The organism is Streptomyces changanensis, from assembly GCF_024600715.1.
In the GTDB taxonomy this organism is placed as follows: domain Bacteria; phylum Actinomycetota; class Actinomycetes; order Streptomycetales; family Streptomycetaceae; genus Streptomyces; species Streptomyces changanensis.
Window position 1 is genome coordinate 5,529,175 of sequence record NZ_CP102332.1, and the last position, 21,612, is coordinate 5,550,786.

Here is a 21,612-nt window from a genome sequence, read left to right on the forward strand (position 1 = left end):
GGGTCACCGGACGCTCGCCAGGGCCGCGGCGAGGCGCTCCACGACGGAGTCGGCCTGCTCGTCGGTGAGGACCAGCGGCGGCAGCAGCCGGACGACGGTGTCGTCGCGGCCGCCGAGCTCCAGCAGCAGACCACGCTCCACGCAGGCCGCGCGGACGGCGTGGGCCAGGGCGGGGTCGCCCGGGGCGACGCCGTGGCGGTCGGGGGCCGCGTCGCGGTCGACGAGCTCCACGCCGATCATGAGCCCCCGCCCGCGCACCTCGCCCAGGACGGGGTGCAGGGCGGCGATGTCACGCAGACCGCGGCGGATCCGCTCGCCGAGTTTCAGGGCGCGTTCCGCCAACTGCTGCTCGGCGACGGTCCGCAGGGTGATCTCGCCGGCGACCATGGCGAGGGTGTTGCCGCGGAAGGTCCCGGTGTGGTGCCCCGGGCGCCAGGTGTCGAGCTCGGGGCGGTACGCGATGAGCGCCAGCGGCAGGCCGCCGCCGACGGCCTTGGAGGTGACGAGCACGTCGGGGGTGACGCCCGCGCGTTCGCACGCCCAGTAGTGCCCGGTGCGGCCGACGCCGGTCTGGATCTCGTCGACGACGAGGACGATGCCGTGCTCGGCGGTGATGCGCCGGACCTCCCGCAGCCAGCCGTCCGGGCCCTCGACCACCCCGCCCTCGCCCTGGACGACCTCCAGGATGACGGCGGCCGGTGGACCCACCCCGCTGCTGGGGTCGGTGATCAGGCTCTCCAGCAGCCGCGCCGACAGCTCCCCGGACCGTTCGCCGTCGCCGGTGCCGAAGGGGCAGCGCAGCCCGTAGGGGTAGGGCAGACGGGTCACCGGCACGCCGTCCGCGCCGACCATGCCGCTCATGCGGGGCGGCCCCGAGACGGCGGACGCGCCGAGCGTCATGCCGTGGTACGCGCCGGTGAAGGCCACGGTCCCGCGCCGCCCCGTGGCGTGCTGGGCCAGTTTCAGCGCCGCCTCGACGGCGTCGGTACCGGCCGGGCTGCAGAAGTGCAGCCGCGCGGTGTCCCGCAGCCCACCGGGCAGCCGGCGGAGCAACTCGCCGCTGAAGGCGTCCTTCTGAGGGGTGATCATGTCCAGCGTGTGCAGCGGTGCACCGGAGGCCAGGATCGACTGGAGGGCCGCGACGGTCTCGGGGTGGTTGTGCCCGAGCGCGAGGGTGCCCGCGCCGGAGAGGCAGTCCAGGTAGGTGCGTCCGTCGGCCCCGGTGATCACCGCTCCGGCGGCGTGCACGGGGGCGACGGGCAGCGTGCTTGCGTAGGTACGGGCGGAGGACTCGCGTCGCTCCTGGCGCTCGAGGAGCTCGGCGCGCAGCGCACCGTTCGGCATGGCGGATGCCCTTCGGTCGTGTTGCGGGGGTCGCGCACAAGGCGCACACGCGGCAGGCGCGGTGGGGGTGCCCACCGCCGCCTACGGAAAGTTAGGTTAGCCTAACCTGGGAAAAGATCAAGACCCCGCGACGACACGCTGTGCCGACCCGGTCGTCAACTACCCACCACGAGCCCCCTTTTACGCCCCACGCCCCCCTTCACTCCTCGCGCGCCCCCCTGACGAACCGTCGACAACGCCCGACGCCGACGGCCGGGAGGGGGTGGCGCGGGGTCGCCCCCGCAGGGGTCGGCGGGGACGGCCGGGCGCCTTCGCCGGGACCCGAGCCCGCCGACCCCGAGGAGGTGACCCCGCACACCCCCGACCCCACCCACCGCCCCCGGGCGCCCCAGGCCGAACCCCACCCCACCGAACCCCACCCCTACTCCGGCAGCGGCAACCGCACGGAACGCCCGGGCTCGATGGACACCGCACACCCCGGCAGCTCGATGTCGATCGGCGCGATCCCCGACTCCGGCACCGTCACGTGCAGGCTCTCCGGCGTCATCCGCAGCCGCACGCCCCAGTGCCCGTGGAAGCGCAGGGTGAAGTCGTACTCCGACAGCTCCGGCAGCGGCACCGGGTCCAGCCGCAGCCGGCCGCCCCGCGTGTCCAGCCCCGTCAGCCCGCGCTGCACCAGGTCGAGCGTGCCCGCCATGGCGCCCAGGTGGATGCCCTCGCCGGTCGTCCCCCCGTGCAGGTCCGCGATGTCCGCCACCAGCGCCTCCTGGACGAACTCCCACGCCTCCGCCCGCCGCACCCGCGCCAGCACCCAGCCGTTCACCAGCACGCTCAGCGTCGAGCCGTGGCTCGTGCGCCGCAGGTAGTACTCGACGGTCCGCCACCACGTCTCGTCGTCGAGCGCGTGCCCCAGCCGCCGCAGCAGCGCGCGCAGTTCGGCCGGCGGGAACAGGTAGCCCAGCATCAGCACGTCCGCCTGCTTCGACGCCTGGTAGCGGTTGACGGAGTCGCCCTCCGCCTCCAGGATCCGGTCCAGCCGTCTGATGTCGCCGTACCGGTGCCGCAGCCCCTCCCAGTCGAGCTCGGCCAGCTCCCCGTACCCGTGGAACTGGCTGATCACCCCGGAGTGGAACGGCACGTGCAGCCGGCGCGACACGTCGTCCCACAGGGCCAGCTCGCCGTGGTGGAGCCCGGTGCGTTCCTCCAGCTCCCGCCGGCGCGGCTCCGGCAGCTCCGCCATCAGTTCCAGCGCGCGCGCCAGCACCCACGCCGCCGTCACGTTCGTGTAGGCGTTGTCGTCCAGACCCGGCCGGTCCGCGCCCGGATAGCCGTCGTGGTACTCGTCGGGCCCCATCACCCCGCGGATGCGGTACCGGTCGAGGTCCGCGTCGTAGGTCGCCGAGTCCGCCCAGAACCGGGCGATCTCCAGCAGCATCTCCGCACCCCTGGTGTGCAGGAACTCCGTGTCCCCGGTCGCTTCCCAGTAGCGCCACACGTTGTACGCGACCGCCGAGCCCACATGGTGCTGGAGGTGCGAGTGGTCCGGCAGCCAGCGGCCCGAGCGGGGGTTGAGGTGCAGCTGCTGGGTCTCCTCCCGCCCGTCGCTCCCGCTCTGCCACGGGTACAGCGCCCCGGCCCGCCCGGCGTCCCGGGCGGAGAACCGGGCCCGCTCCAGTCGGCGGTGCCGGTAGGTCAGCAGTGCCCGCGACACCTCGGGGAAGTGCAGGTTCAGGTAGGGCAGCACGAACAGCTCGTCCCAGAAGACGTGCCCCCGGTACGCCTCGCCGTGCAGCCCGCGCGCCGGGACCCCCACGTCCAGGTCGGCGGTGTGCGGCGACAGCGTCTGCAGCACGTGGAACAGGTGCAGCCGCAGGATGCGGCCCGCCGCGTTCGGCACCCGCAGCTCCGCTCGGCGCCACAACTGCTGCCAGGCCGCCCGGTGCGAGGCCAGCAGCTCCCCGAAGCCGGGCGCGCGGCCCACCCGGTCCACCGCAGCGTGCAGCGGGTCGGAGATCGCCGGGTCGCGCGAGGTGTGCAGCGCCACGACCTTGTCGACGACGACGGTCGTGCCCGGCGCCAGCACCAGCCGCGCCCGCTGCGTCACCCGCCGGTCGCCGTGGACGACCTCCAGGTCGGCCGGCGCCGCGGTCCGCGCGGCGAGGCCGACGCGGATGCCGGACGAGACCGTGCGGCACCGCAGCCACACCCGGCCGTCCGCGGCCTCGCCGGTGCCGACGTCCTCCAGGTGCCGGGAGGACAGCTGGCGGTAGCGGGCCACGCCGGTGTTGGCGACCGACCCGTCCAGCTCCACCTCGACCTCCAGCTCCCCCGCCCAGTTCTCGGCGGTGAACTCGGTGCGCAGCGCCGCCAGGTGCGGGTCGCCCATGTGGACCAGCCGCAGCTGGCGCACCGCGAGGCGCCGCCCGTCGTCGTCCTCGTACCGGCTGCGCCGTTCCAGGGTGCCGCCGTGCAGGTCGAGGGCGAGCGCGTGGTCGGTGAGGTACTCGTGCGCGGGCGTCAGCCACGGGCCAGGCTCCGGCCCGTCGACCACCCGGTAGCGCACGGGCAGCCAGTTGGGCAGGTTCACCATGTCCTCGTTCTCGACCCGCCGGCCCGCCACCTCCGACGCCAGCCGGTCGTAACACCCCGCCGCGTACGTGCCCGGGTAGTGGGTCCCGTCCGCCGCGCACTCCGGGATCGCGCCGCGCGTCGCGAAGTAGCCGTTGCCCAGGGTGCACAGCGACTCCCGCAGCGCCTCCCGTTCGGCGGCGTACCCCTCGAACTCCCACGTCCAGTCGGTCACGACGGCTGTCCCTCCCGTACCGCGAGCAGCTCCGACAGGTCCCGTACGACGAGGTCGGCGCCGTGCCGGCGCAGCGCCTCGGCGCCGCCCGGGCGGCCCGTACGGTCGACGCCCACGACCAGGGCGAACCCGCCGCGCCGCCCCGCCTCGACCCCCGCGAGGGCGTCCTCCACCACGGCGCACCGCCCGGCCGGCGTGCCGAGCCGGCGCGCGGCCTCCTGGAACAGCGCAGGATCGGGCTTGCCGGGCAGGCCCAGCCGGGCCGCCTCCACCCCGTCCACCAGCGCGTCGAACAGGTCGAGGAGCCGCGCCCCCCGCAGCACCTCGCGGGCGTGCCGGGACGCCGAGGCGGCCGCCATCGGCACGCCGCCGTCCCGCAGGGCGCGCAGCAGCCGCACCGTCCCCGGGTAGGCGTCGACGGGGCGCCCCCGCAGGCGGGCGGTGAACCGGCGCTCCTTGTCGGCGGTGACGCGCTCCACGACGGCCGGTCCCGCGGGCAGACCGCGCGAGGCGAGGAACGCGGCGGCACCGTCCCGCCGCGAGCGGCCGTCCACGTACCTCGGGTAGTCGTCGGCCGTGTCGAAGGGCCGCCGCGCCGCCGGGTCGGCGGCGTCCGGCGGCAGACCGGCCAGGAACGCGTCGAAGGTCTCCTTCCACGCCGCGGCGTGGACCCGCGCCGAGTCGGTGAGGACCCCGTCCGTGTCGAAGACGACGGCCCGCACGGCCCGCAGCGCGGGGACCACCGTGCCGCGGGCCGTGGGCGGGCTCATGGGCGGGTCTCCTTGCGTCGTCGGCCGCCCGGGTCCCCGCGGGCGAGCCCCGGGGGACCCGGCGCGGCGCGAGGAACGGGCTCCACGACCATCATGGCCCGCACGGGGCCACGGGGCCGGGCCGGCGGAGCCGGGCGGGGTACCCCGGCGGGGAGCCGTGCGGCGCGGGCCCCGGCCGGGAGGGCGACGACCGGGCGGGCGGCGCGGGCGCGCCCGGTCGCACCGGGTTTGCGCCGGACGGGTGACGTGCCGCCCGACCTCCGCGCCCACCCACCCGCGGCCGTCCCGCCCGCGGCCACCCGCCCGCGGCCACTCCGCCCGCGGCCGCACGACCGTGCCGCACGCCCGGACGCGGCCCGGGCGGCTCCGGCGACGCGCTCAGCTCAGGGAGTGCGCCAGCAGCCGTGCCGCCTCCGCGACGAGGGCGTCGTCCGCCGTCGCGTCGGGCGCGAACCGGGTCGTGAGCACGGCGAGGACGACCGGCGGCCGTCCGGGCGGCCACGCCACGCCCACGTTGTTGTTCCCGCCGTACTCCCCGCCGCCCGTCTTGTCCGCCAGGACCCAGTCGGCCGGGAGGCCCTTGCGGAAGCGCTCCTCGCTCGTGGTGTTGGCGAGCATCCACGCCGTCAGCCGCTCTCGGTCGTCGGGCGCGAGCGCCGAGCCGAGAACCAGCCGCCCGTACGTCCGGCCGATGGCGCGGGGAGTGGTCGTGTCCGTCACGCGCCACGGCTCGGCCGAGTTCAGCTCGGGCTCCCAGCGGTCGAGCCGGGTCGTGTCGTCGCCGAGGGACCGGCAGAACCGGGTGATCGCGGTCGGGCCGCCCAGCTCGCGCAGCAGCAGGTTGCCGGCGGTGTTGTCGCTCTGGCAGATCGCCGCGGCCGACAGTTCGGCGACGGTCATCCCGGTCGCCACGTTCTCGCGGGTGACGGGGGAGTAGCCGGACTGCTCCACGTACGCGGCGGTGAAGTGGACCCGTCGGGCGAGGACCTCGCCGTCCCGGTCGAGGTCGCGCAGGACGGCCGCGGCGGCCAGGGTCTTGAAGAGCGACGCCATGGGGAAGCGCTCGTCCGCCCGGTACAGCACGGTCCTGCCCGTCCCCGTGTCGTGGGCGAACGCGCCGAGCCGCGCGTCGTGGCGGCGCTCCAGGGCACGCAACTGCCCGCGGACACCGCCGTCCGGTCCGCCCGCGGCGTGGGCGGGCGCCGTGCCGGCCACGGCGGCGGCCAGGAGGGCCCCCGCTCCGGCGGCGAGTACCGTACGGCGGCTGGGACGGGTTTCGATGGGCTGCACCGGGGTGCCCCCTTTTCTTGTCGGTCACAGAGCGAACATCCGCCACGACGTCCCCACGAGCACCACTGGTTTCATACGCCGCCCGCCCTGGCCGAAAACCATCGGCGCGCCGGCCGGCGCCGGCCGGGGGCGCGGAGCGGGCCCCGGACCGGACCTCGACCGGCGGCCACCGACCGGCGGATCCCGGGCGGTCTGGCCCGGATCGGCGGGGTCCGTGGACGCGGAAGTGCCCGCGTACCGGACGGGTACGCGGGCACTTGGGGGAAACGGTGCGCGGGGTCAGCCGAGCGGGCCGCTCCAGCGGGCGGCCGGGGCGCCGAAGCCGGTGCCCGTGCTCAGCCACGAGTACAGACCGTCGACCTTGCGGCCGTCGGGGGTCGTGCCGAGGTCGTAGAGGACCGCGACGTCGCCCTTGCGGTCGCCGTTGTAGTCGCCCGCCGTGAACTGGCTGCTGCTCCAGCGGAAGGCGCCGGTGCTCGCCCACTTCAGCGTCGGCGCGTCGAAGGCCGTGCCGGTGCTGATGAAGGTGTACAGGTTCGAGCCCCACTTGCCGTCCGACAGGCCGCGGTCGTAGAAGACCGACACGTCGGTCTTGCCGTCGCCGTTGAAGTCGCCCGACGCGACCTTGGAGGCGCTCCAGGTGAAACCGCCGCCCGCGAGCCAGGTGCGCTGCACGGCCGCGAAGTTCGCGCCCGTGCTGTACCAGGTGTAGAGCGCCGAGAGGTTCTTGCCCTCGGCGGAGGTGCCGGCGTCGTAGAAGACCGAGACGTCGGCCTTGCCGTCGCCGTTGTAGTCGCCGGCCGTCAGCTGGGAGGCGGACCAGCGGAAGTTGCCGGTGCTCTCCCACTCCAGGGTCGGGTTGGCGAAGGCGGTCCCGGTGCTGGTGAAGGCGAACAGGGCGGAGCGGGTGACGCCGTCCGTGCCCCTGCCGCGGTCGTAGAAGACGCCGATGTCGTCCTTGCGGTCGCCGTTGAAGTCGCCCGAGACGACCTTGGAGGCGCCCCAGCTGAACCCGCCCGGCGTCGTCCAGGTGCGCTTCGGCGCCTGGAAGCCCGTGCCGGTGCTGTACCAGGTGTAGACCGAGGAGATGTTGCCGTCGGCGGAGCTGCCGGCGTCGTAGAAGACCGACACGTCGTCCTTGCCGTCGCCGTTGTAGTCGCCGGTGGTCAGCTTCGACGCCTGCCAGGTGAAGCCGCCCGGCGTGGTCCACATCTGCTGCGGGGCGGCGAAGCCGGTGCCGTTGCTCAGCCAGGTGTGCAGCGAGGAGCGGTTCCGGTTGGCGGGGGAGGTGCCGTTGTCGTAGAAGCCCGCGACGTCGGCCTTGCCGTCGCCGTTGAAGTCGCCGGAGGCGATCATCGACTCCTGCGGCAGTGCGCGGACCTGCCGGACCCAGTCGCGCAGGTCGTCGACCCGCGTCTCGACGGCGTCCGTACGGGTCTCGGCCGGGTCGGTGCCGTGGCAGCCGCCCTGCCAGGAGGCGCTGTTGAGGGCGACCAGCTCGACCTTGCCGTCCGTCGTCCGCAGGGCCGGGCCGCCCGCGTCGCCGCGGCAGATGGTGCCGCCCGCGCTGGCGACCTTCACCGTGGAGCCGGTGGCGGCCTCCTGGACGGTGAAGGCGCCGCCGTGCAGCCGGTCGGGCACCCACGCCGTCCTGGTGCGGCCGTAGCCGAGCACGCGCAGCGTCTCGCCCTGGGCGGGCGCGGTGGCGGCCAGCACCACCGGGTCGACGCCGGTCACCGGCTTGGCCAGCCGCGCCATGACCACGTCGCGGTCGGCGCGGGGCACGATCTCGGCGACCTCGGTCTGGGTGCCGGCCGTACCGGTGAGGTCGGCGCGGCCCACCACCACCGTGGTCTTCAGCGCGGGGGCGCCGGCCGGGACCGGGAAGGGCTGCGACGGATTGTCGGAGAAGCAGCTGCTGGCCGTCAGGATCCACTGGGGGTCGACCAGGACGCCGGTGCAGGCGCGCTCGCCCCCGACGTTCACGTAGGCGGCGAAGGTCTCGGAGCCGTCGGCGACGGCGTCGCCGACGAGGGCCTGGGCCGGACTGGTCGCGGTGAGCGCGCCGGCTGCCGCCACCGCGGCCACGAGCGCGATGCCCCGCACGGTGCGAGGCTTTCGATCGGTCACGAAGAATCTCCCCTGATTCCCACCGCTGACCCGCGTCCGCGTCGCGTCAGGGGCGTCGCGACCTCGCCGCGCGGAACACCACGCGGCGGCGGTGGTACACCAGTTCCCCCCAGGAAGCGCGCAAGGTCAGCACGTCTTGATGTGGACCCAAAGTATCCGATCATGAGCTGGTGTCAATGTGACGAGAGAGCACTGTGGCGCGGGTGGTGCACAGACCGTGACCGGTCGCCCCGAGGAGGCCGTCGTCAGGACTGACCGGGCCGCCGCATGAGTTCCTGGAACATCGTCATGCACGACAGGCAGTGCCGGTCCGTGTCGGCGGCCTGGTCGCCGAGGGGCTGTCCGCAGAGCGCGGCGGACTGGTGCTGGGCGACGACGTGCCACACCAGGTCGGAGTCGGTGGCGGCCGTGCCGATGTGCATTTCGTACATGGCGGCTCTCCGTGCGGTGGACGACAGGAGCTCCAGCCCATCACGACCGGGTGGCGGGCGCCGTCGGCGCCGGTCCGTCCGGGTGAACCGCCGCCCCGCACGGCGGGGGAGAGGAGGGGCGGTCACCAGGGCAGGAAGACGTGGACGTCCTTGCCCTCGGGCCGGGTCAGGACGCTGACCTGCGTGGCGAGCGCGTGGACGAGGTGCCAGCCCACGCCCCCGCTGTTCTCCCGGGGCGACCACGGGCGGGGCACCGGCGGCTCCGGGTTGGTGTCGTGCACCTCGATGTGGACGCCGTCGAAGGTGCGCCGCAGCCGCACGGTGAAGGGGCCGGGCGCGTACTGGACGGCGTTGCTCGCCAGCTCGGTGACGACCAGGAGCACGTCGTCCCGCCGGTCGGGCTCGTCGGGCACGTCGGCGCGCTCCAGCGCGTCCAGGTAGCGGGCGGCCGCGAGCCGGGCCGTCGTCACGTCCCCGAGCACCCCCTCGAAGTGGGCCTCCAGATCGCGGACGGCCCGCTGGTCGGCTCCGTCGTTCGTGGGCGGGCCGGTGGCCACGGTGTCCTCCCGATGCTCGGCTCCGGTTGCGGATCCCTGACGGGTGCCCCGGCCTCCGTGGGCGATGCCTCGCCGGTCGTCCCGTCGTCGATCAGGCCGGGCCCGCGGCGCCCGGTGCGTCGCCCCGTCGGTACCGCGAGCGGGCGACCCGATGTGCGGCGCCGGCGGGCCGCCCCTACGGTGGCGGGGACGGCGCCGGGACGGCGCGCGCGGACGGACCGGTGGGGCGTTGCCGCCACCCGCCGGGGCCGCGCGCCGAGCGGGCAGTGCCCCGCGGGTGGCCGGCGGACCGTACGGCAGGAGGAGACAGCGATGCGGCAGGACGAGTTCCTCGCCCGGGTGTGCGAGCGGGGCGAGTACCGGGGCCCGGACGAGGCGGCGCGGATCACCGCGGCGGTCCTGGAGGTGCTCGGCCACCGCGTCGCCCCCGAGGACGCGGCCGCCCTCGCGGCGCTGCTGCCCGGGGACCTCGGCGCACCGCTCGCCGTCGACGGCGCCCGTACCGGCGCAGCCCGTACCGACGGACCCCGGAGTGATGGGAACGGCGGCGCGGATGGTCCCGCCGAGCGCTTCGGCGTCGAGGAGTTCCACCGGCGCGTCGACGAGCGGACCGGCGTCCGTCCGCGCACCGCCCAATGGGACGCCGCCGCCGTCCTGGGGACCCTCGCCGAGGTCCTGCCCGGCGACGAGCTCGACCGGATCACCGGCCGGCTCCCCCGCGAGTTCGCGGCCCTCTTCCGCGGCGCCACCCCGCCCGACTGACACACCGCGCGCCACCCACACCCCGCCCGGCTGACACCCCGCGCCACCCCGCCCGACCGGCGCGCCCCGCGCCACCCCGCCCGACGCGCGCCGTGCGCCGCGCCTCCTCCGGATGACGCGTCACGCACCGCCGCGCCCGACCGGCGCGCCCCGCCGCGCCCCGGCCTGCCGCCGGGGCGCGCCTGGGGGCCGTGCCGGTGCCGCGCGGCTCTTGACTGCTGTGCGACCGGGGCCGATCCTCGTCACACCAATGCACGGGACATGACAATCCGGTCGACCCGAAGGCATGAGTGACGCCCATGACCCGACACCCCCACGGCAGGCGCGGCATCCTCGCGGTCCTGGCGCTCCTCCTCACCGCGACGGCCCTGGCGCTCGGCCCCACCGCCACCGGAGCCGTACCGGAACCCGCCTGGTGGGAACCGGCCGCCCGACCCTCCCCCGACAGCGCGATCGGCGTCACCGGCGAGCCCTTCCGCGGCACGGACGCCCAGGGCCGGGTGCGGGGCTTCGTCGACGCCCACAACCACATCATGTCCAACGAGGCGTTCGGCGGCCGGCTGATCTGCGGCAAGCCCTTCTCCGAGCAGGGCGTCGCCGACGCGCTCAAGGACTGCCCCGAGCACTACCCCGACGGCTCCCTCGCCGTCTTCGACTTCATCACCAAGGGCGGCGACGGCCGGCACGACCCGGACGGCTGGCCGACGTTCGCCGACTGGCCCGCCCACGACTCCCTCACCCATCAGCAGAACTACTACGCCTGGATCGAGCGGGCCTGGCGCGGCGGCCAGCGGGTCCTCGTCAACGACCTCGTCACCAACGGCGTCATCTGCTCGGTCTACTTCTTCAAGGACCGCGGCTGCGACGAGATGACCTCCATCCGACTCCAGGCGCGCAAGACGTACGAGATGCAGGCGTACGTCGACCGCATGCACGGCGGCCCGGGCCGCGGCTGGTTCCGGATCGTCACCGACAGCGCCCAGGCCCGGGAGGTGATCCGCCAGGGCAAGCTCGCCGTCGTCCTCGGGGTGGAGACCTCCGAACCGTTCGGCTGCAAGCAGGTCCTGGACGTCGCCCAGTGCGACCGCGGGGACATCGACCGCGGCCTCGACGAACTCCACGCGCTCGGCGTGCGCAGCATGTTCCTCTGCCACAAGTTCGACAACGCCCTGTGCGGGGTCCGCTTCGACTCGGGCGCCCTCGGCACGGCCATCAACGTCGGCCAGTTCCTGTCGACGGGCACCTTCTGGCAGACGGGCAAGTGCACCGGACCCCAGCAGGACAACCCCATCGGGTCGGCCGCCGCCCCCGGCGCCGAGGCGAAGCTGCCGCCCGGCGTGAGCGTTCCCACGTACGCGGCGGACGCCCGGTGCAACACCCGCGGCCTCACCGAGCTCGGCGAGTACGCCCTGCGCGGCATGATGCGGCGCGGCATGATGCTGGAGATCGACCACATGAGCGTCAAGGCCGCCGGCCGCGCCCTCGACGTCCTCGACGCGGCGTCGTACCCGGGCGTCCTCTCCTCGCACAGCTGGATGGACCTCGACTGGACCGAGCGCGTCTACCGCCTCGGCGGCTTCATCGCCCAGTACATGCACGGCGCCGAGGCGTTCGGCGCGGAGGCGCGGCGCACGGACGCGCTGCGCGAGCGGTACGGCGTCGGCTACGGCTACGGCACCGACATGAACGGCGTCGGCGGCTGGCCCGCCCCCCGGGGCGCCGACACCCCGAACCCGGTGCGGTACCCGTTCCGCAGCGCCGACGGCGGCTCCGTCCTGGACCGCCAGACGACGGGGCTGCGCACCTGGGACGTCAACACCGACGGCGCCGCCCACCACGGCCTCGTCCCCGACTGGCTGGAGGACGTGCGGACCGTCGCCGGGCAGGATGTCGTGGACGACCTGTTCCGGGGCGCCGAGTCGTACCTGCGCACCTGGGGTGCGTCCGAGCGCCACACGGCGGCGGACGACCTCGCCGCCGGCGCCGGCGCCACCGCCAGCTCCTCCGAGTGGTGGAACCCCTTCACCCGCTACGCCCCCGGCAACGCCGTCGACGGCGACCCCGGTACGCGCTGGGCGAGCGAGTGGAGCGACGACCAGTGGCTGCGGATCGACCTCGGCCGGGTCCGGTCCGTCGCCCGCGTCACGCTCGACTGGGAGGCCGCGCACGCGGCGGCGTACCGGGTCGAACTCTCCACCGACGGCACCAGGTGGCGGACCGCCTGGTCCACCACGGCCGGGGACGGCGGCCTCGACACGGCACGCTTCGCCGCCACGGAGGCCCGGTACGTCCGCGTCGTCGGCGTCCGGCGCGCCACCTCGTGGGGGTACTCGCTCCGGGAGGTCGGCGTCCACGACCGGTGACGTTCACGGCGGGCGCGGGGTGGGCAGGGAGGGGTGGGAGGACAACGGGGAGCGGGCGGCGGAGGAGGGCACGTGAGAGCGGGCGACGTGGGTGGCGCGGGGCGCGGCCGGGCCGGTGACGCGGACGGCACGGGCGGTGCGGGCGGCGGGCCCTTCGGCGGGACGACGCCCGCCGGAGGGAACAGGACGGGTGCCCGCCGGAGCGGGCGGCGACTGCCAGGCGTCCTGCCGATCGCGGCGACCGCGATGACGGCCACCGTCGCCGTCCACATGGCCCTGGTGGCGTTCGGCAACATCACCGACTTCGGCACCAACCAGCAGTTCGTCCGGCACGTCCTGGCCATGGACACCACCTTCCGCGACCCGGACCTGATGTGGCGGGCGATCGAGTCCCCCGCCCTGCAGAACGCCGCCTACGTCGCCGTCATCGCCTGGGAGACGGTGACGGCGGCCGTCCTGCTGTACGCCACGGGCCTGTGGTTCCGGGCGCTGCGCCGCGGCGCCGCCGACCGTGCCGACCGCGCCCGCGCGGCGAGCACCGCCGGGCTGGTGATGGTGCTGCTGCTCTTCGGACTCGGCTTCCTCGCCATCGGCGGCGAGTGGTTCGCGATGTGGCAGTCGTCGAAGTGGAACGGCCTCGACGCGGCGGCCCGCAACGTGCTGCTCGCCCTCGCCGCGCTCGTGGTCGTCCACCTGCCACCCGGCCCCCGTGCCCACGACACCCTCCGCCCCGGCGGGCCGTGACGCCCCCGTACCACCGGGCCGCGCCGGGCGGGTGCCGGACTGACGCCATGGCCGCCGCACCCTCCCGCCCGGCCGGGCCCGGCCGGCCCGGCACGCCCCCCGGCATCCCCGGCCCGCCCACCGACACCGGCGGCGCCACGTCCACCGGCACCACCACGTCCACCGACACCGACACCGCCACGTCGATCGGCAGCGCCACGTCGACCGGCAGCAAAAGCGTCTCCGGCCTGACCGGCACCGGGAGCCACACCGACCTGATCGTCATCGGCGGAGGCCCCGCCGGGTGCGCCGCCGCCCGTACCGCCGCCGGCGTAGGTCTGCGCTCCGTCCTGATCGAGCCGGACGCCCCGTGCCACACCCTCCACCGCATCCCTGCCCTCGACAACGTCCTCGGCGGCCACACCACCGGTCCCGCCCTCGCCCGCGCCGTCGCCGCCGAGCTGGCGGCGACACCGCTGTGCCGCCCGGAGCTCGGCCGCCGGGCCACCGGACTGCGGGCCCACGACGACCACGTCACCGTCACCTTGGACGACGGCACCCGCCACACCGCCCCGTACGCGGTCGTCGCCACCGGCGTCGGTCCCCTGCGACCTCGCGACGTCCCCTGGATCACGGCCCCGCCCGGCTGCGATCCGCTCCCGCTGTGGCTAGCCGACCCGCGTGCCGCCGAGGGGCGCACGCTGCTCGTCCTCGGCGGCGACCGCCCCGTCGGCACGTTCCTGCGCGCCCACCCGGACCTGCGCACCCGCCTGCTCGTCGCCCACGCGACGGGCGACGACCACAAGACCGACGAGATCCGCGACGACCCGCGTGTCACCCTCCTCCCCGTCGACCACTTGACCCTGCGCACGGTCGGCGGCGCGGTCGCCGCGGAGCTGGTGGGCCGCGACGGCCGGCGGCGCACGCTCCGGGCGGACGCCGTCCACCTCAGCCTCGGCAGCGCCCCGACCGCCCCGCCCGGCGCCCTCGTCCACGACGCCGACGGTTACTGTCCGCCCGCCGCCCAACACCCGCGGGTCCTCGTCGCCGGCGATCTGCGTTCCGCCCGGTACCAGCGGATCATGACCGCGATGGGCTCCGGCGGCGAGGCCGCCCTGCGCGCCTACTACGCCGCCTGCGGCCTGTCCGCCCCACCCCCCGGCTGACCCCCGCCCCGCCCGCGGCACCACCCCACGCCGCGCGCCGCTCCCCGGCCGGCGGCGCCCGTCAGCCCAGCCGGGCCGGCGGCGCCCGTCAGCCCAGCCGGGCCGGCGGCGCCCGTCAGCCCAGCCGGGCCGGCGGCGCCCGTCAGCCCGGCCGGGTCAGCGGTGCCGAGCGGCCCGGCCGGGTCGGCCGGCCGCGTCAGCGGGAGGATTCCGGGCGGGCCGTGAGCAGGCCGTTGTCAGTGACCGCGGTGAGGGACAGCGTCCGGTAGCCCATGGTGTCGAAGAGGACCGTGATCCGGTCGCCCTCCTCGCTCATCACCGTGCCGTCGCCCCACTCGCTGTGCCGCACCGCCGTCCCCGCCGGGTACGCGGCGGCCGACGGGTGGGCGGGAGGGTCGTCCTGTCCGTCCCCGGAGCCGGCGCCGGTCGCCCCGGCGGTGACGCTCGTTGCCGGCGCGTCCGACGGGGCCGGCTCGCAGACGTCGCAGGCGCCGCACGGCGGGTCGTAGGGCTCACCGAAGTACCCGAGCAGGAAGCGGCGGCGGCAGCCAGTCGTCTCCGCGTAGGCGAGCATCATCTCCAGCCGCGACCGCTCCAGCCTGCGGCGCGCCTCGGCCGCCTCCGCCGCCCTCGCGGCGGCGTCGCCGGGCGTCACACCGGGCACGGCCCGTACCTCGCCCGCGGTGTCGGTGCGGACGGCGCCCGCCTCCTCCAGCAGGTTCGCGGCGGCCGTCACCCGGCGGCGGGAGAGGTCCGCGCGCTCGCCGACGTCGTCCAGCGCGACCGGGCCGTCCGCGTCGCGGATGTGTTCCGCGACCTCCCCGATGGTCTCCTCGTCGGGCGTCCGGGCGGCGAAGAGGTGCTGGAGGCCGCTGTCCTGCGGCCGGTAGTGGAGGACCGCGACCGCGGGCCGCCCGTCGCGGCCCGCCCGGCCGATCTCCTGGTAGTACGCGTCGGGGGAGCCCGGCACGGAAGCGTGGAGCACGAACCGCACGTCCTCCTTGTCGATGCCCATGCCGAAGGCGGACGTCGCGACGACCACGTCCGCCTCACCGGCGAGGAACGCGTCGTGCACCCGGGACCGCTCGCCGACGCGCAGCCCGGCGTGGTAGGCGGCGGCCGACAGGCCCAGCGCGGCGAGCTCCGCCGCGTACTCCTCGGCGTCCCGGCGCGTCGCCGTGTACACGATGCCGGGTTTCGGTTCGGCGGCGGCGCGCTCCACCACGGCCCGGCGCTTGGCCGCGTCGTCGGGGAAGCGTTCCACCTCCAGGGTGATGTTCGGCCGGTCGAAGCCGGCGACGACGAGCGCGGGGTCGTCCATGCCGAGCCGCCGGACGATCTCCTCGCGGACCGGGGGAGCGGCCGTGGCCGTCAGGGCGAGGACCGGGGGTCTGCCGACCCGCTCGATCGCCCCGCCCAGGCGCAGGTAGTCGGGACGGAAGTCATGGCCCCAGGCGGCGACGCACTGGGCCTCGTCGACGACGAACAGCGAGGGGGCCGCGCGGGCGACGCGCTCCACGACCTCGTCCTTCGTCAGCTGCTCGGGGGAGAGGAACAGGTACTCGGCGTCCCCGTGACGCACCGCGTCCCAGGCAGCCGCGGTCTCCCCGGCGGGCTGCGCGGAGTTGACGGCGACGCCGTCCGGCCCGCCGCGGTCGAGGAGCCCGGCGATCTGGTCGCGTTGGAGGGCGATCAGCGGGGAGACGACGACCGTGGGGCCGGGCAGGCAGAGGGCGGCCACCTGGTACACGGCGGACTTGCCCGCACCGGTCGGCATGACCGCCAGGGTGTCGCGGCCCGCGACGACCGCCTCCATCGCGGTCAGCTGTCCCGGCCGCAGCTCCTGCCAGCCGAACACCTCGGCGGCGGTCCGCTCCAGGCGGGCCGCCGTCGGGGCGCCGGCCCCGCGGTCCCTCTGCCGGGGGTCCTCCGGCTCCTTCTGCTGCTCCGGCATGGCGCCTCCCGCCTCTCCTCGGTCGGGCGGCCGGGGACAGGCGGGCCGCACGCGTGCGACCCGGCTACCCGCTTTCGGGCCGTTCTCCCTGCGTACGGCCCGGACGGGCGGCGGCTCCGAGGCGGGCTCCCGGAGCTCCCGCCGGACGCACCGGCCCACACGTACCAGCCGACACGTACCGGCATACACCGCACGTACCACCACGTACCGTCTGTGCCTCGACCTACCGCCCATACTGGTACGTACCGGTACGGGCGGCGTCACAGAAAGCGGCGGATGGGGGTGACGGCGACCTCCCGCAGCCGCTGGGCCGCGGCGCGGCGCCGCCAGCGGGTGAGGTCGACGGCCTCACTGCGCGCCACGTCCTCGTCGTAGTGCCGGTCGAGGGTGGCGGTGAACTCCTCGTCGAGGACGGCGAGCATGACCTCCTCGTCGTGGTCCATGGACCGCCGGTTGAAGTTGGTCGAGCCGATGAGCGACGCCACCCGGTCCACCGTGATGACCTTCGCGTGCATCATGGTCGGCTGGAACTGGCGGATCACCACGCCCGCCGCCAGCAGCTCCGTGTAGTGGGACTGCCCCGCGATCCGGCAGGCCCGCTGGTCGGTGTGGGGGCCGGGCAGCAGGATCTCCACCGCCACGCCCCGGCGGGCGGTCCGGCACAGCAGGTCGACGAAGTAGGGGTCCGGGGCGAAGTAGGCCGTGGCGAGGCGGAAGCGCTCCTCCGCCGAGGTCAGCATGACCCGCACCAGCGTCTGCATGTCCTGCCAGCCGATGCTCGCCGAGCCCCGTACGACCTGCACGACCGACGTGCCGGGCTGTGGCTGCTCGGTGAAGCGGTCGCGGTGGTCGTACAGCTCGTCGTGGCACTCCGCCCAGTTCTGGGCGAACGCCGCGGCGATGCCGTCCACGGCGGGTCCCTCGATCCGCACGTGGGTGTCGCGCCACTCCGCGGGACCGCGGGCGTCGCCGCACCACTCCTCGGCTATCCCGACGCCCCCGGTGAACGCGGTGCGCTCGTCGACCACCAGCGCCTTGCGGTGGCAGCGGTGGTTCTGCTTGAACGGCGACAGCCAGACCGGTTTGCGGAACCAGGCGATCTGCACGCCGGCGTCCTCCATGTCGTCGAGGAGGCTCCGCTCGATGAGCCGGGCGCCGAACCCGTCCAGGAGCAGCCGCACGCGCACCCCGGCGCGGGCCCGGTCGGCCAGCGCGGCCGCGAAGTCCCGGGCTATCGTCCCGCGCCAGTACACGAAGGTCATCATGTCGATGGTGTGCTCGGCCGACCTGATCGCGCCGAGCATCGCGGGGAAGATCTCGTCCCCGTTGCGCAGGGGGACGAGGTCGTTGCCCTCGGTGGCGGCGATCCCGATCAGGCGTTCCAGTCGTCTTCGCAGTCGCTGCTTGCGCGCCTCCGCGTCACTGTCCGTGTCATGGCTGCCACGGGTCTCGGAGCGGATCACGTCGGCCTCCTGGGGCGGTACGGGGTACGGACTGCGAACCGTTTTCCCGGTGCCGCCGCCCCGAACCGCCACCGCCGCGCCACGTCCGGGGGGATTCGGGGGCGGCTCGGCGAGGCCCGGCGAGGGCCCGCTGACCGCTCGGCACGGGGTTCGCCGGGGGCTCGGCGCGGGATTCGGCGACGGGCGAAAAAAAAGATGAGCATGCTTCGTGTGGAACCGGGTATGCGCGGCCCACAGGCCCTCACAGACGCACGAGGGCGACCACCCAGGGAGGGATGCAGGCATGACCGCGGTTCTGGCCGGTACGAAGACGGAGCACATTGCCGAGCTGCGGAAGCCGGCTGACCCCAAGAGCGTCGCCCCGAAGGACGCCCGGGCGATGACCCGGCTCTTCCTGGACCGCCTGGCCTCCCTGGAGGAGGGCACCCACGAGTACCAGGACGTCCGCAACACCCTGATCGAGATGAACATGTCGCTCGTCCGGTACGCGGCCGGCCGCTTCCGCAGCCGGGGCGCGGACGAGATGGAGGACATCGTCCAGGTCGGCATGATCGGCCTGATCAAGGCCATCGACCGGTTCGAGATCTCCCGTGAGGTGGAGTTCACCACCTTCGCCGTCCCCTACATCATGGGCGAGATCAAGCGGTTCTTCCGCGACACGTCGTGGGCCGTCCACGTGCCGCGCCGCCTCCAGGAGGCGCGCGTCGAGCTGGCCCGCGCCACCGAGGAGCTGCGCAGCCGGCTCGGCCGCACCCCGACGGTCAAGGAGCTCGCGGAGCTGATGAGCCTCACGGAGGACGAGGTCATCGAGGCGCGGCTCGCCTCCAACGCCTACAACTCCAGCTCCCTGGACGCGGCCGTCACCGGCGACGGCGAGGACGGCGAGGCGGCTCTCGCCGACTTCATCGGCGTCGAGGACCACGCCATGGAGCTGGTCGAGGACTTCCACAGCCTCGCCCCCCTGGTCGCCGACCTCGACGAGCGCGAGCGGCGCATCCTGCACCTGCGCTTCGTCGAGGAGCTCACCCAGTCGCAGATCGGCGAGCAGCTCGGCTGCTCCCAGATGCACGTCTCGCGCCTGCTGTCGCGGACCCTGGCGAAGCTGCGCAAGGGCATGCTGGCGACGAACTGAGCCACCGCCCCGGCCCGGCCCGGGGAGTCCACGACCGGGCTCCCCGCCGGAGCCGGTGGCTGCCGGAGTCCACGGCGCCGACCGTACCGTGACCGCCCCCACCGGGACGCCTGCCGGGCGCCCGCCGGGGCGGTCTGCGGTCGCCTCCGTCCGGGTGTCGGCCCGGCTGTTCACCAGGGGAGGAAGACGTGCACCGTCTTCCCCTCCGGGCCGGGCACGGTGACGGTCTGCTCGGCGAGCGCGCCGATCAGGTGCCAGCCGATGCCACCGCGCCCCTCCAGGTCGAAAGGCCGGGGCCGCGGCACGGCCGGATTGGTGTCGGTGACCGCCACGTGCACACTGTCGGCAACGGCGCGCAGCTGGAGCGTGAACGGTCCGGGGGCGAAGGTGAAGGCGTTCAGGGCGAGTTCGGTGACCACCAGCAGTACGTCGTCCAGAGCGTCCGGGGCCCGCGGAGCCTGGAGGCGTTCCAGGCCGTGGAGGAAGGCGGCGGCCCCCTGACGGGCCTCCGCCACGTCGCCGAGCGCCCCGTCGAACTGCCAGGTCTGCTCGATGCTCAGGGTGTTCAGCATGCCGGCTTCCTCGTCCGCGCCGTCGCGTTCGGCGGGCATTTCCCCTCTCCCCTCTCCTGGGTGCGGAACTGAAGGTCCGTACCGGCTTCCCCTTCCGCGCGCACGCATGTCGGCTGTACGGGCGAGAATGGCCGGGCAACGGCTTCGAAGGCGCCGTGCACGGCGGTGCGCCCCCGCCGTACCACCCGCCGTGCCGCCCCCTCGGCACGGCGGGCGGCCGGACGGTTCGGCGCCCGGGCATCCCGTACACGTCGCCGTCTGAGCATCCCCCTCCGGCACGCGCCCGACTCCACATCGGGGGCGTGTCCGACCCCGGTGACCGCGCGCACGCCGGTGTGTCACCGGCGCGAGCCGGGGCATGCGGAGCAGGTCGTCGCCAACTCGCCGCCAGAAAGGACGTCGCGTGCGGGGCTGTGCCGTGCGTCGGACCACGCCGCGTCAGGCCGACTACGAACGCGTCTTCCTCGCCGCCCGGTCACCCATGGTGCTCCTGAGCCCGGTGTCGACCGTCCTGGACGTCAACCCGGCGTATGTGCGGGCGGCGGGTCGCGAACGTGACGAGCTGGTCGGCCGGAGCCTCTTGGACGTGCTGCCCGACGCTGCGTCAGACACCTCCACCGACGCGCCACCCGACGCCCCGATCGACGGCGTACGCCACGGTCCCGGCGGCGACCGTCCCGACCGCGACCGCGACCGCGACCGCGACCGCGACCGGCCGGGGCGCGGCGGGAGCGTACCGGCCGTGCTCGGCGCCTCCCTGCGCCGCGTCCTGCGTCTGCGGCGCGCGGATGTGACGCCTCCTCAGCGGGTGTGCGTGCCGTCCGCCGACGGTCCCACCGGCCGCGCCGAGCGGTACTGGACCTTCCGCAGCAGCGCCCTGCTCGACGGCGACGGGACCGTGACCGGGCTGCTGGTGCAGATCGAGGACGTCACCGGCTGCCCGGCCCGCGGCGCCGGACCTCCGGGCGGCCCGGCCGCGGACCACGGGAGGCTCGCGGCGCTGGAGAGGGAGAACGCGCAGCTGAGGACGGCGCTGCGATCCCGTGCCACGATCGACCAGGCGGTCGGCGCCGTGATGGCCGAGCGGCGCGTCGGCCCGGACGAAGCCTTCCGGATCCTGGTGTCCCTGTCGCAGCACACGAACGTCAAGCTCCGCGACGTGGCCGCCGCCATGGTCCACCGCACGGCGGACAGCGGGACCGGCGGCACGGGCAGCACGGGCGGCACGGGTGGGACCGGCAGGGCCGGCGGCACGGGCAGCACGGGCAGCACGGGCAGCACGGGCGGGACCGGCAGGGCCGGCGGCACGGAGGGGGCGAGGATGACGCCGGGCCGGTCACCCGCCGAGTGACACCCCCGCCCGGACGCCACTCCCCCCGAACGGCCCCATCGGTGACGTCGTGGCACGCGATCGGCCGTCGCGTTTGCCAAGGTGCGACAGAGCAACGCACGTGCCCACTCGCGCCCGCCGCCCGCCGCCGACCACCCCGGACGAGGTCCCGCATGACGACGACCGTCACCATGACCACGAAGCCCTCCGTCCTCGTGACCAGCGACGCGCTCCGGTCGGCGGAGACGGGCGGGCGCCGGGACCGCATCGAGCCCGGGCACGGGACGTCCATCGCGCGGCGCCGCGGGGAGCGTCGGTGACGCGGGCCACCCGGGTGGCCGGCCACGAGGTGGCGGCGGGCATCAACCGCGTCGAGGGCTACCTCCTCGCCCAGGCGGAACTGCGCGAGGCCCGCGAGGGGGGCGAGGCGTTCGCCCGCCGCATGCCGTGGCTCACCACCGCCCAGCACGAGGAGGTCGCCCGCCTCTACGCCGAGGAGCGCGTCGGGCTGTCCCAGGAGGCCCTGCGGACGGTCGCCGACCACTGCGTCGCACTGCGGGCCGAGTACACCGCCCGCTACACCCGACTGCGACATCGCCTCCTGTGCCTCGGCGTCGCCTCCCTCGTCACCTCCGCGACGCTGTGCACGACCACCTGGCTCCTCACCCGGTGAGCTGAGCTTCCCCACCGGGACACGCCTTCCGCGCCCCCTCCGGCGGCTGCATCGCCCCAGGTGAGCGGCGCGTGGCCGGTGGGAGCAGGAAGACCGACGGTCTGTCAGCGACGCCCGCCGCGCGGCACCGTCCGCCGCGGAGCGGACGG

The 21,612-nt window shown here is 75.1% G+C and carries 18 protein-coding genes; 8 read left to right on the top strand and 10 right to left on the bottom strand.

The window, feature by feature from the left end:
• Positions 1-3: 3 nt before the first annotated feature.
• The 7 genes from NRO40_RS24150 to NRO40_RS24180 form a co-directional block, all read right to left on the bottom strand.
• Complete coding sequence (locus tag NRO40_RS24150; RefSeq protein WP_058940258.1) at positions 4-1,344, bottom strand: diaminobutyrate--2-oxoglutarate transaminase family protein; 1,341 nt, start codon at positions 1,342-1,344, stop codon at positions 4-6.
• Positions 1,345-1,765: 421 nt separating this feature from the next.
• Positions 1,766-4,147, bottom strand: coding sequence for a glycoside hydrolase family 65 protein (locus tag NRO40_RS24155; RefSeq protein WP_058940257.1), 2,382 nt, complete (start codon positions 4,145-4,147; stop codon positions 1,766-1,768).
• Complete coding sequence (locus NRO40_RS24160; protein ID WP_058940256.1) at positions 4,144-4,917, bottom strand: HAD family hydrolase; 774 nt, start codon at positions 4,915-4,917, stop codon at positions 4,144-4,146. The genes NRO40_RS24155 and NRO40_RS24160 overlap by 4 nt, the downstream gene beginning before the upstream one ends.
• A gap of 378 nt (positions 4,918-5,295) precedes the next feature.
• Complete coding sequence (gene bla, locus NRO40_RS24165) at positions 5,296-6,207, bottom strand: class A beta-lactamase (RefSeq protein WP_058940255.1); 912 nt, start codon at positions 6,205-6,207, stop codon at positions 5,296-5,298.
• Between the two features lie 279 nt (positions 6,208-6,486).
• Entirely contained in the window at positions 6,487-8,337 is a 1,851-nt protein-coding gene (locus tag NRO40_RS24170; protein ID WP_079046762.1) for an FG-GAP-like repeat-containing protein, read from the bottom strand.
• A 245-nt stretch (positions 8,338-8,582) separates the two neighbouring features.
• A complete protein-coding gene (locus tag NRO40_RS24175) occupies positions 8,583-8,768 on the bottom strand; it encodes a hypothetical protein (protein WP_058940253.1) in 186 nt (61 codons plus the stop codon).
• A gap of 122 nt (positions 8,769-8,890) precedes the next feature.
• Positions 8,891-9,325 (bottom strand): ATP-binding protein, encoded by a 435-nt coding sequence (locus tag NRO40_RS24180; RefSeq protein ID WP_058940252.1) that lies wholly within the window; start codon positions 9,323-9,325, stop codon positions 8,891-8,893.
• 312 nt (positions 9,326-9,637) lie between these two features.
• On the opposite strand from NRO40_RS24180, the gene NRO40_RS24185 reads away from it, so the two are divergent.
• The 4 genes from NRO40_RS24185 to NRO40_RS24200 all read left to right on the top strand — a co-directional run bounded on the left by NRO40_RS24185 (position 9,638) and on the right by NRO40_RS24200 (position 14,339).
• Positions 9,638-10,087, top strand: coding sequence for a DUF2267 domain-containing protein (locus tag NRO40_RS24185; protein ID WP_058940251.1), 450 nt, complete (start codon positions 9,638-9,640; stop codon positions 10,085-10,087).
• Between the two features lie 299 nt (positions 10,088-10,386).
• Positions 10,387-12,450, top strand: a complete 2,064-nt coding sequence (locus NRO40_RS24190; protein WP_058940250.1) for a galactose-binding domain-containing protein — start codon at positions 10,387-10,389, stop codon at positions 12,448-12,450.
• A 213-nt stretch (positions 12,451-12,663) separates the two neighbouring features.
• Positions 12,664-13,194 carry a DUF2165 domain-containing protein gene (locus NRO40_RS24195; protein WP_257375581.1) on the top strand — a complete coding sequence of 177 codons (531 nt, stop codon included), beginning with the start codon at positions 12,664-12,666 and terminating at the stop codon, positions 13,192-13,194.
• 47 nt (positions 13,195-13,241) lie between these two features.
• Positions 13,242-14,339, top strand: a complete 1,098-nt coding sequence (locus NRO40_RS24200) for an FAD-dependent oxidoreductase (protein ID WP_079046761.1) — start codon at positions 13,242-13,244, stop codon at positions 14,337-14,339.
• A gap of 196 nt (positions 14,340-14,535) precedes the next feature.
• On the opposite strand, the gene NRO40_RS24205 is transcribed toward NRO40_RS24200, so the two are convergent.
• Both NRO40_RS24205 and NRO40_RS24210 read right to left on the bottom strand, forming a co-directional pair.
• Entirely contained in the window at positions 14,536-16,293 is a 1,758-nt protein-coding gene (locus NRO40_RS24205) for a RecQ family ATP-dependent DNA helicase (RefSeq protein WP_079046771.1), read from the bottom strand.
• A gap of 260 nt (positions 16,294-16,553) precedes the next feature.
• Positions 16,554-17,756 (bottom strand): phospholipase D-like domain-containing protein, encoded by a 1,203-nt coding sequence (locus NRO40_RS24210; protein ID WP_408057053.1) that lies wholly within the window; start codon positions 17,754-17,756, stop codon positions 16,554-16,556.
• 283 nt (positions 17,757-18,039) lie between these two features.
• Here NRO40_RS24210 and NRO40_RS24215 point away from each other — a divergent pair, with 283 nt between their 5' ends.
• Entirely contained in the window at positions 18,040-18,888 is an 849-nt protein-coding gene (locus tag NRO40_RS24215) for an RNA polymerase sigma factor SigF (protein ID WP_058940249.1), read from the top strand.
• Positions 18,889-19,058: 170 nt separating this feature from the next.
• Here the strand turns inward: NRO40_RS24215 and NRO40_RS24220 are convergent, their stop codons facing one another.
• Complete coding sequence (locus tag NRO40_RS24220; protein ID WP_079046760.1) at positions 19,059-19,499, bottom strand: ATP-binding protein; 441 nt, start codon at positions 19,497-19,499, stop codon at positions 19,059-19,061.
• A 379-nt stretch (positions 19,500-19,878) separates the two neighbouring features.
• Between NRO40_RS24220 and NRO40_RS24225 the strand changes: the two genes are divergently transcribed.
• From NRO40_RS24225 to NRO40_RS24235, 3 genes are all read left to right on the top strand, one after another.
• Entirely contained in the window at positions 19,879-20,811 is a 933-nt protein-coding gene (locus NRO40_RS24225) for an ANTAR domain-containing protein (protein WP_058940248.1), read from the top strand.
• Positions 20,812-20,963: 152 nt separating this feature from the next.
• Positions 20,964-21,110 (top strand): hypothetical protein, encoded by a 147-nt coding sequence (locus tag NRO40_RS24230; RefSeq protein ID WP_157901776.1) that lies wholly within the window; start codon positions 20,964-20,966, stop codon positions 21,108-21,110.
• Positions 21,107-21,463 carry a hypothetical protein gene (locus tag NRO40_RS24235; protein ID WP_058940247.1) on the top strand — a complete coding sequence of 119 codons (357 nt, stop codon included), beginning with the start codon at positions 21,107-21,109 and terminating at the stop codon, positions 21,461-21,463. The genes NRO40_RS24230 and NRO40_RS24235 overlap by 4 nt, the downstream gene beginning before the upstream one ends.
• Positions 21,464-21,612: the final 149 nt, after the last annotated feature.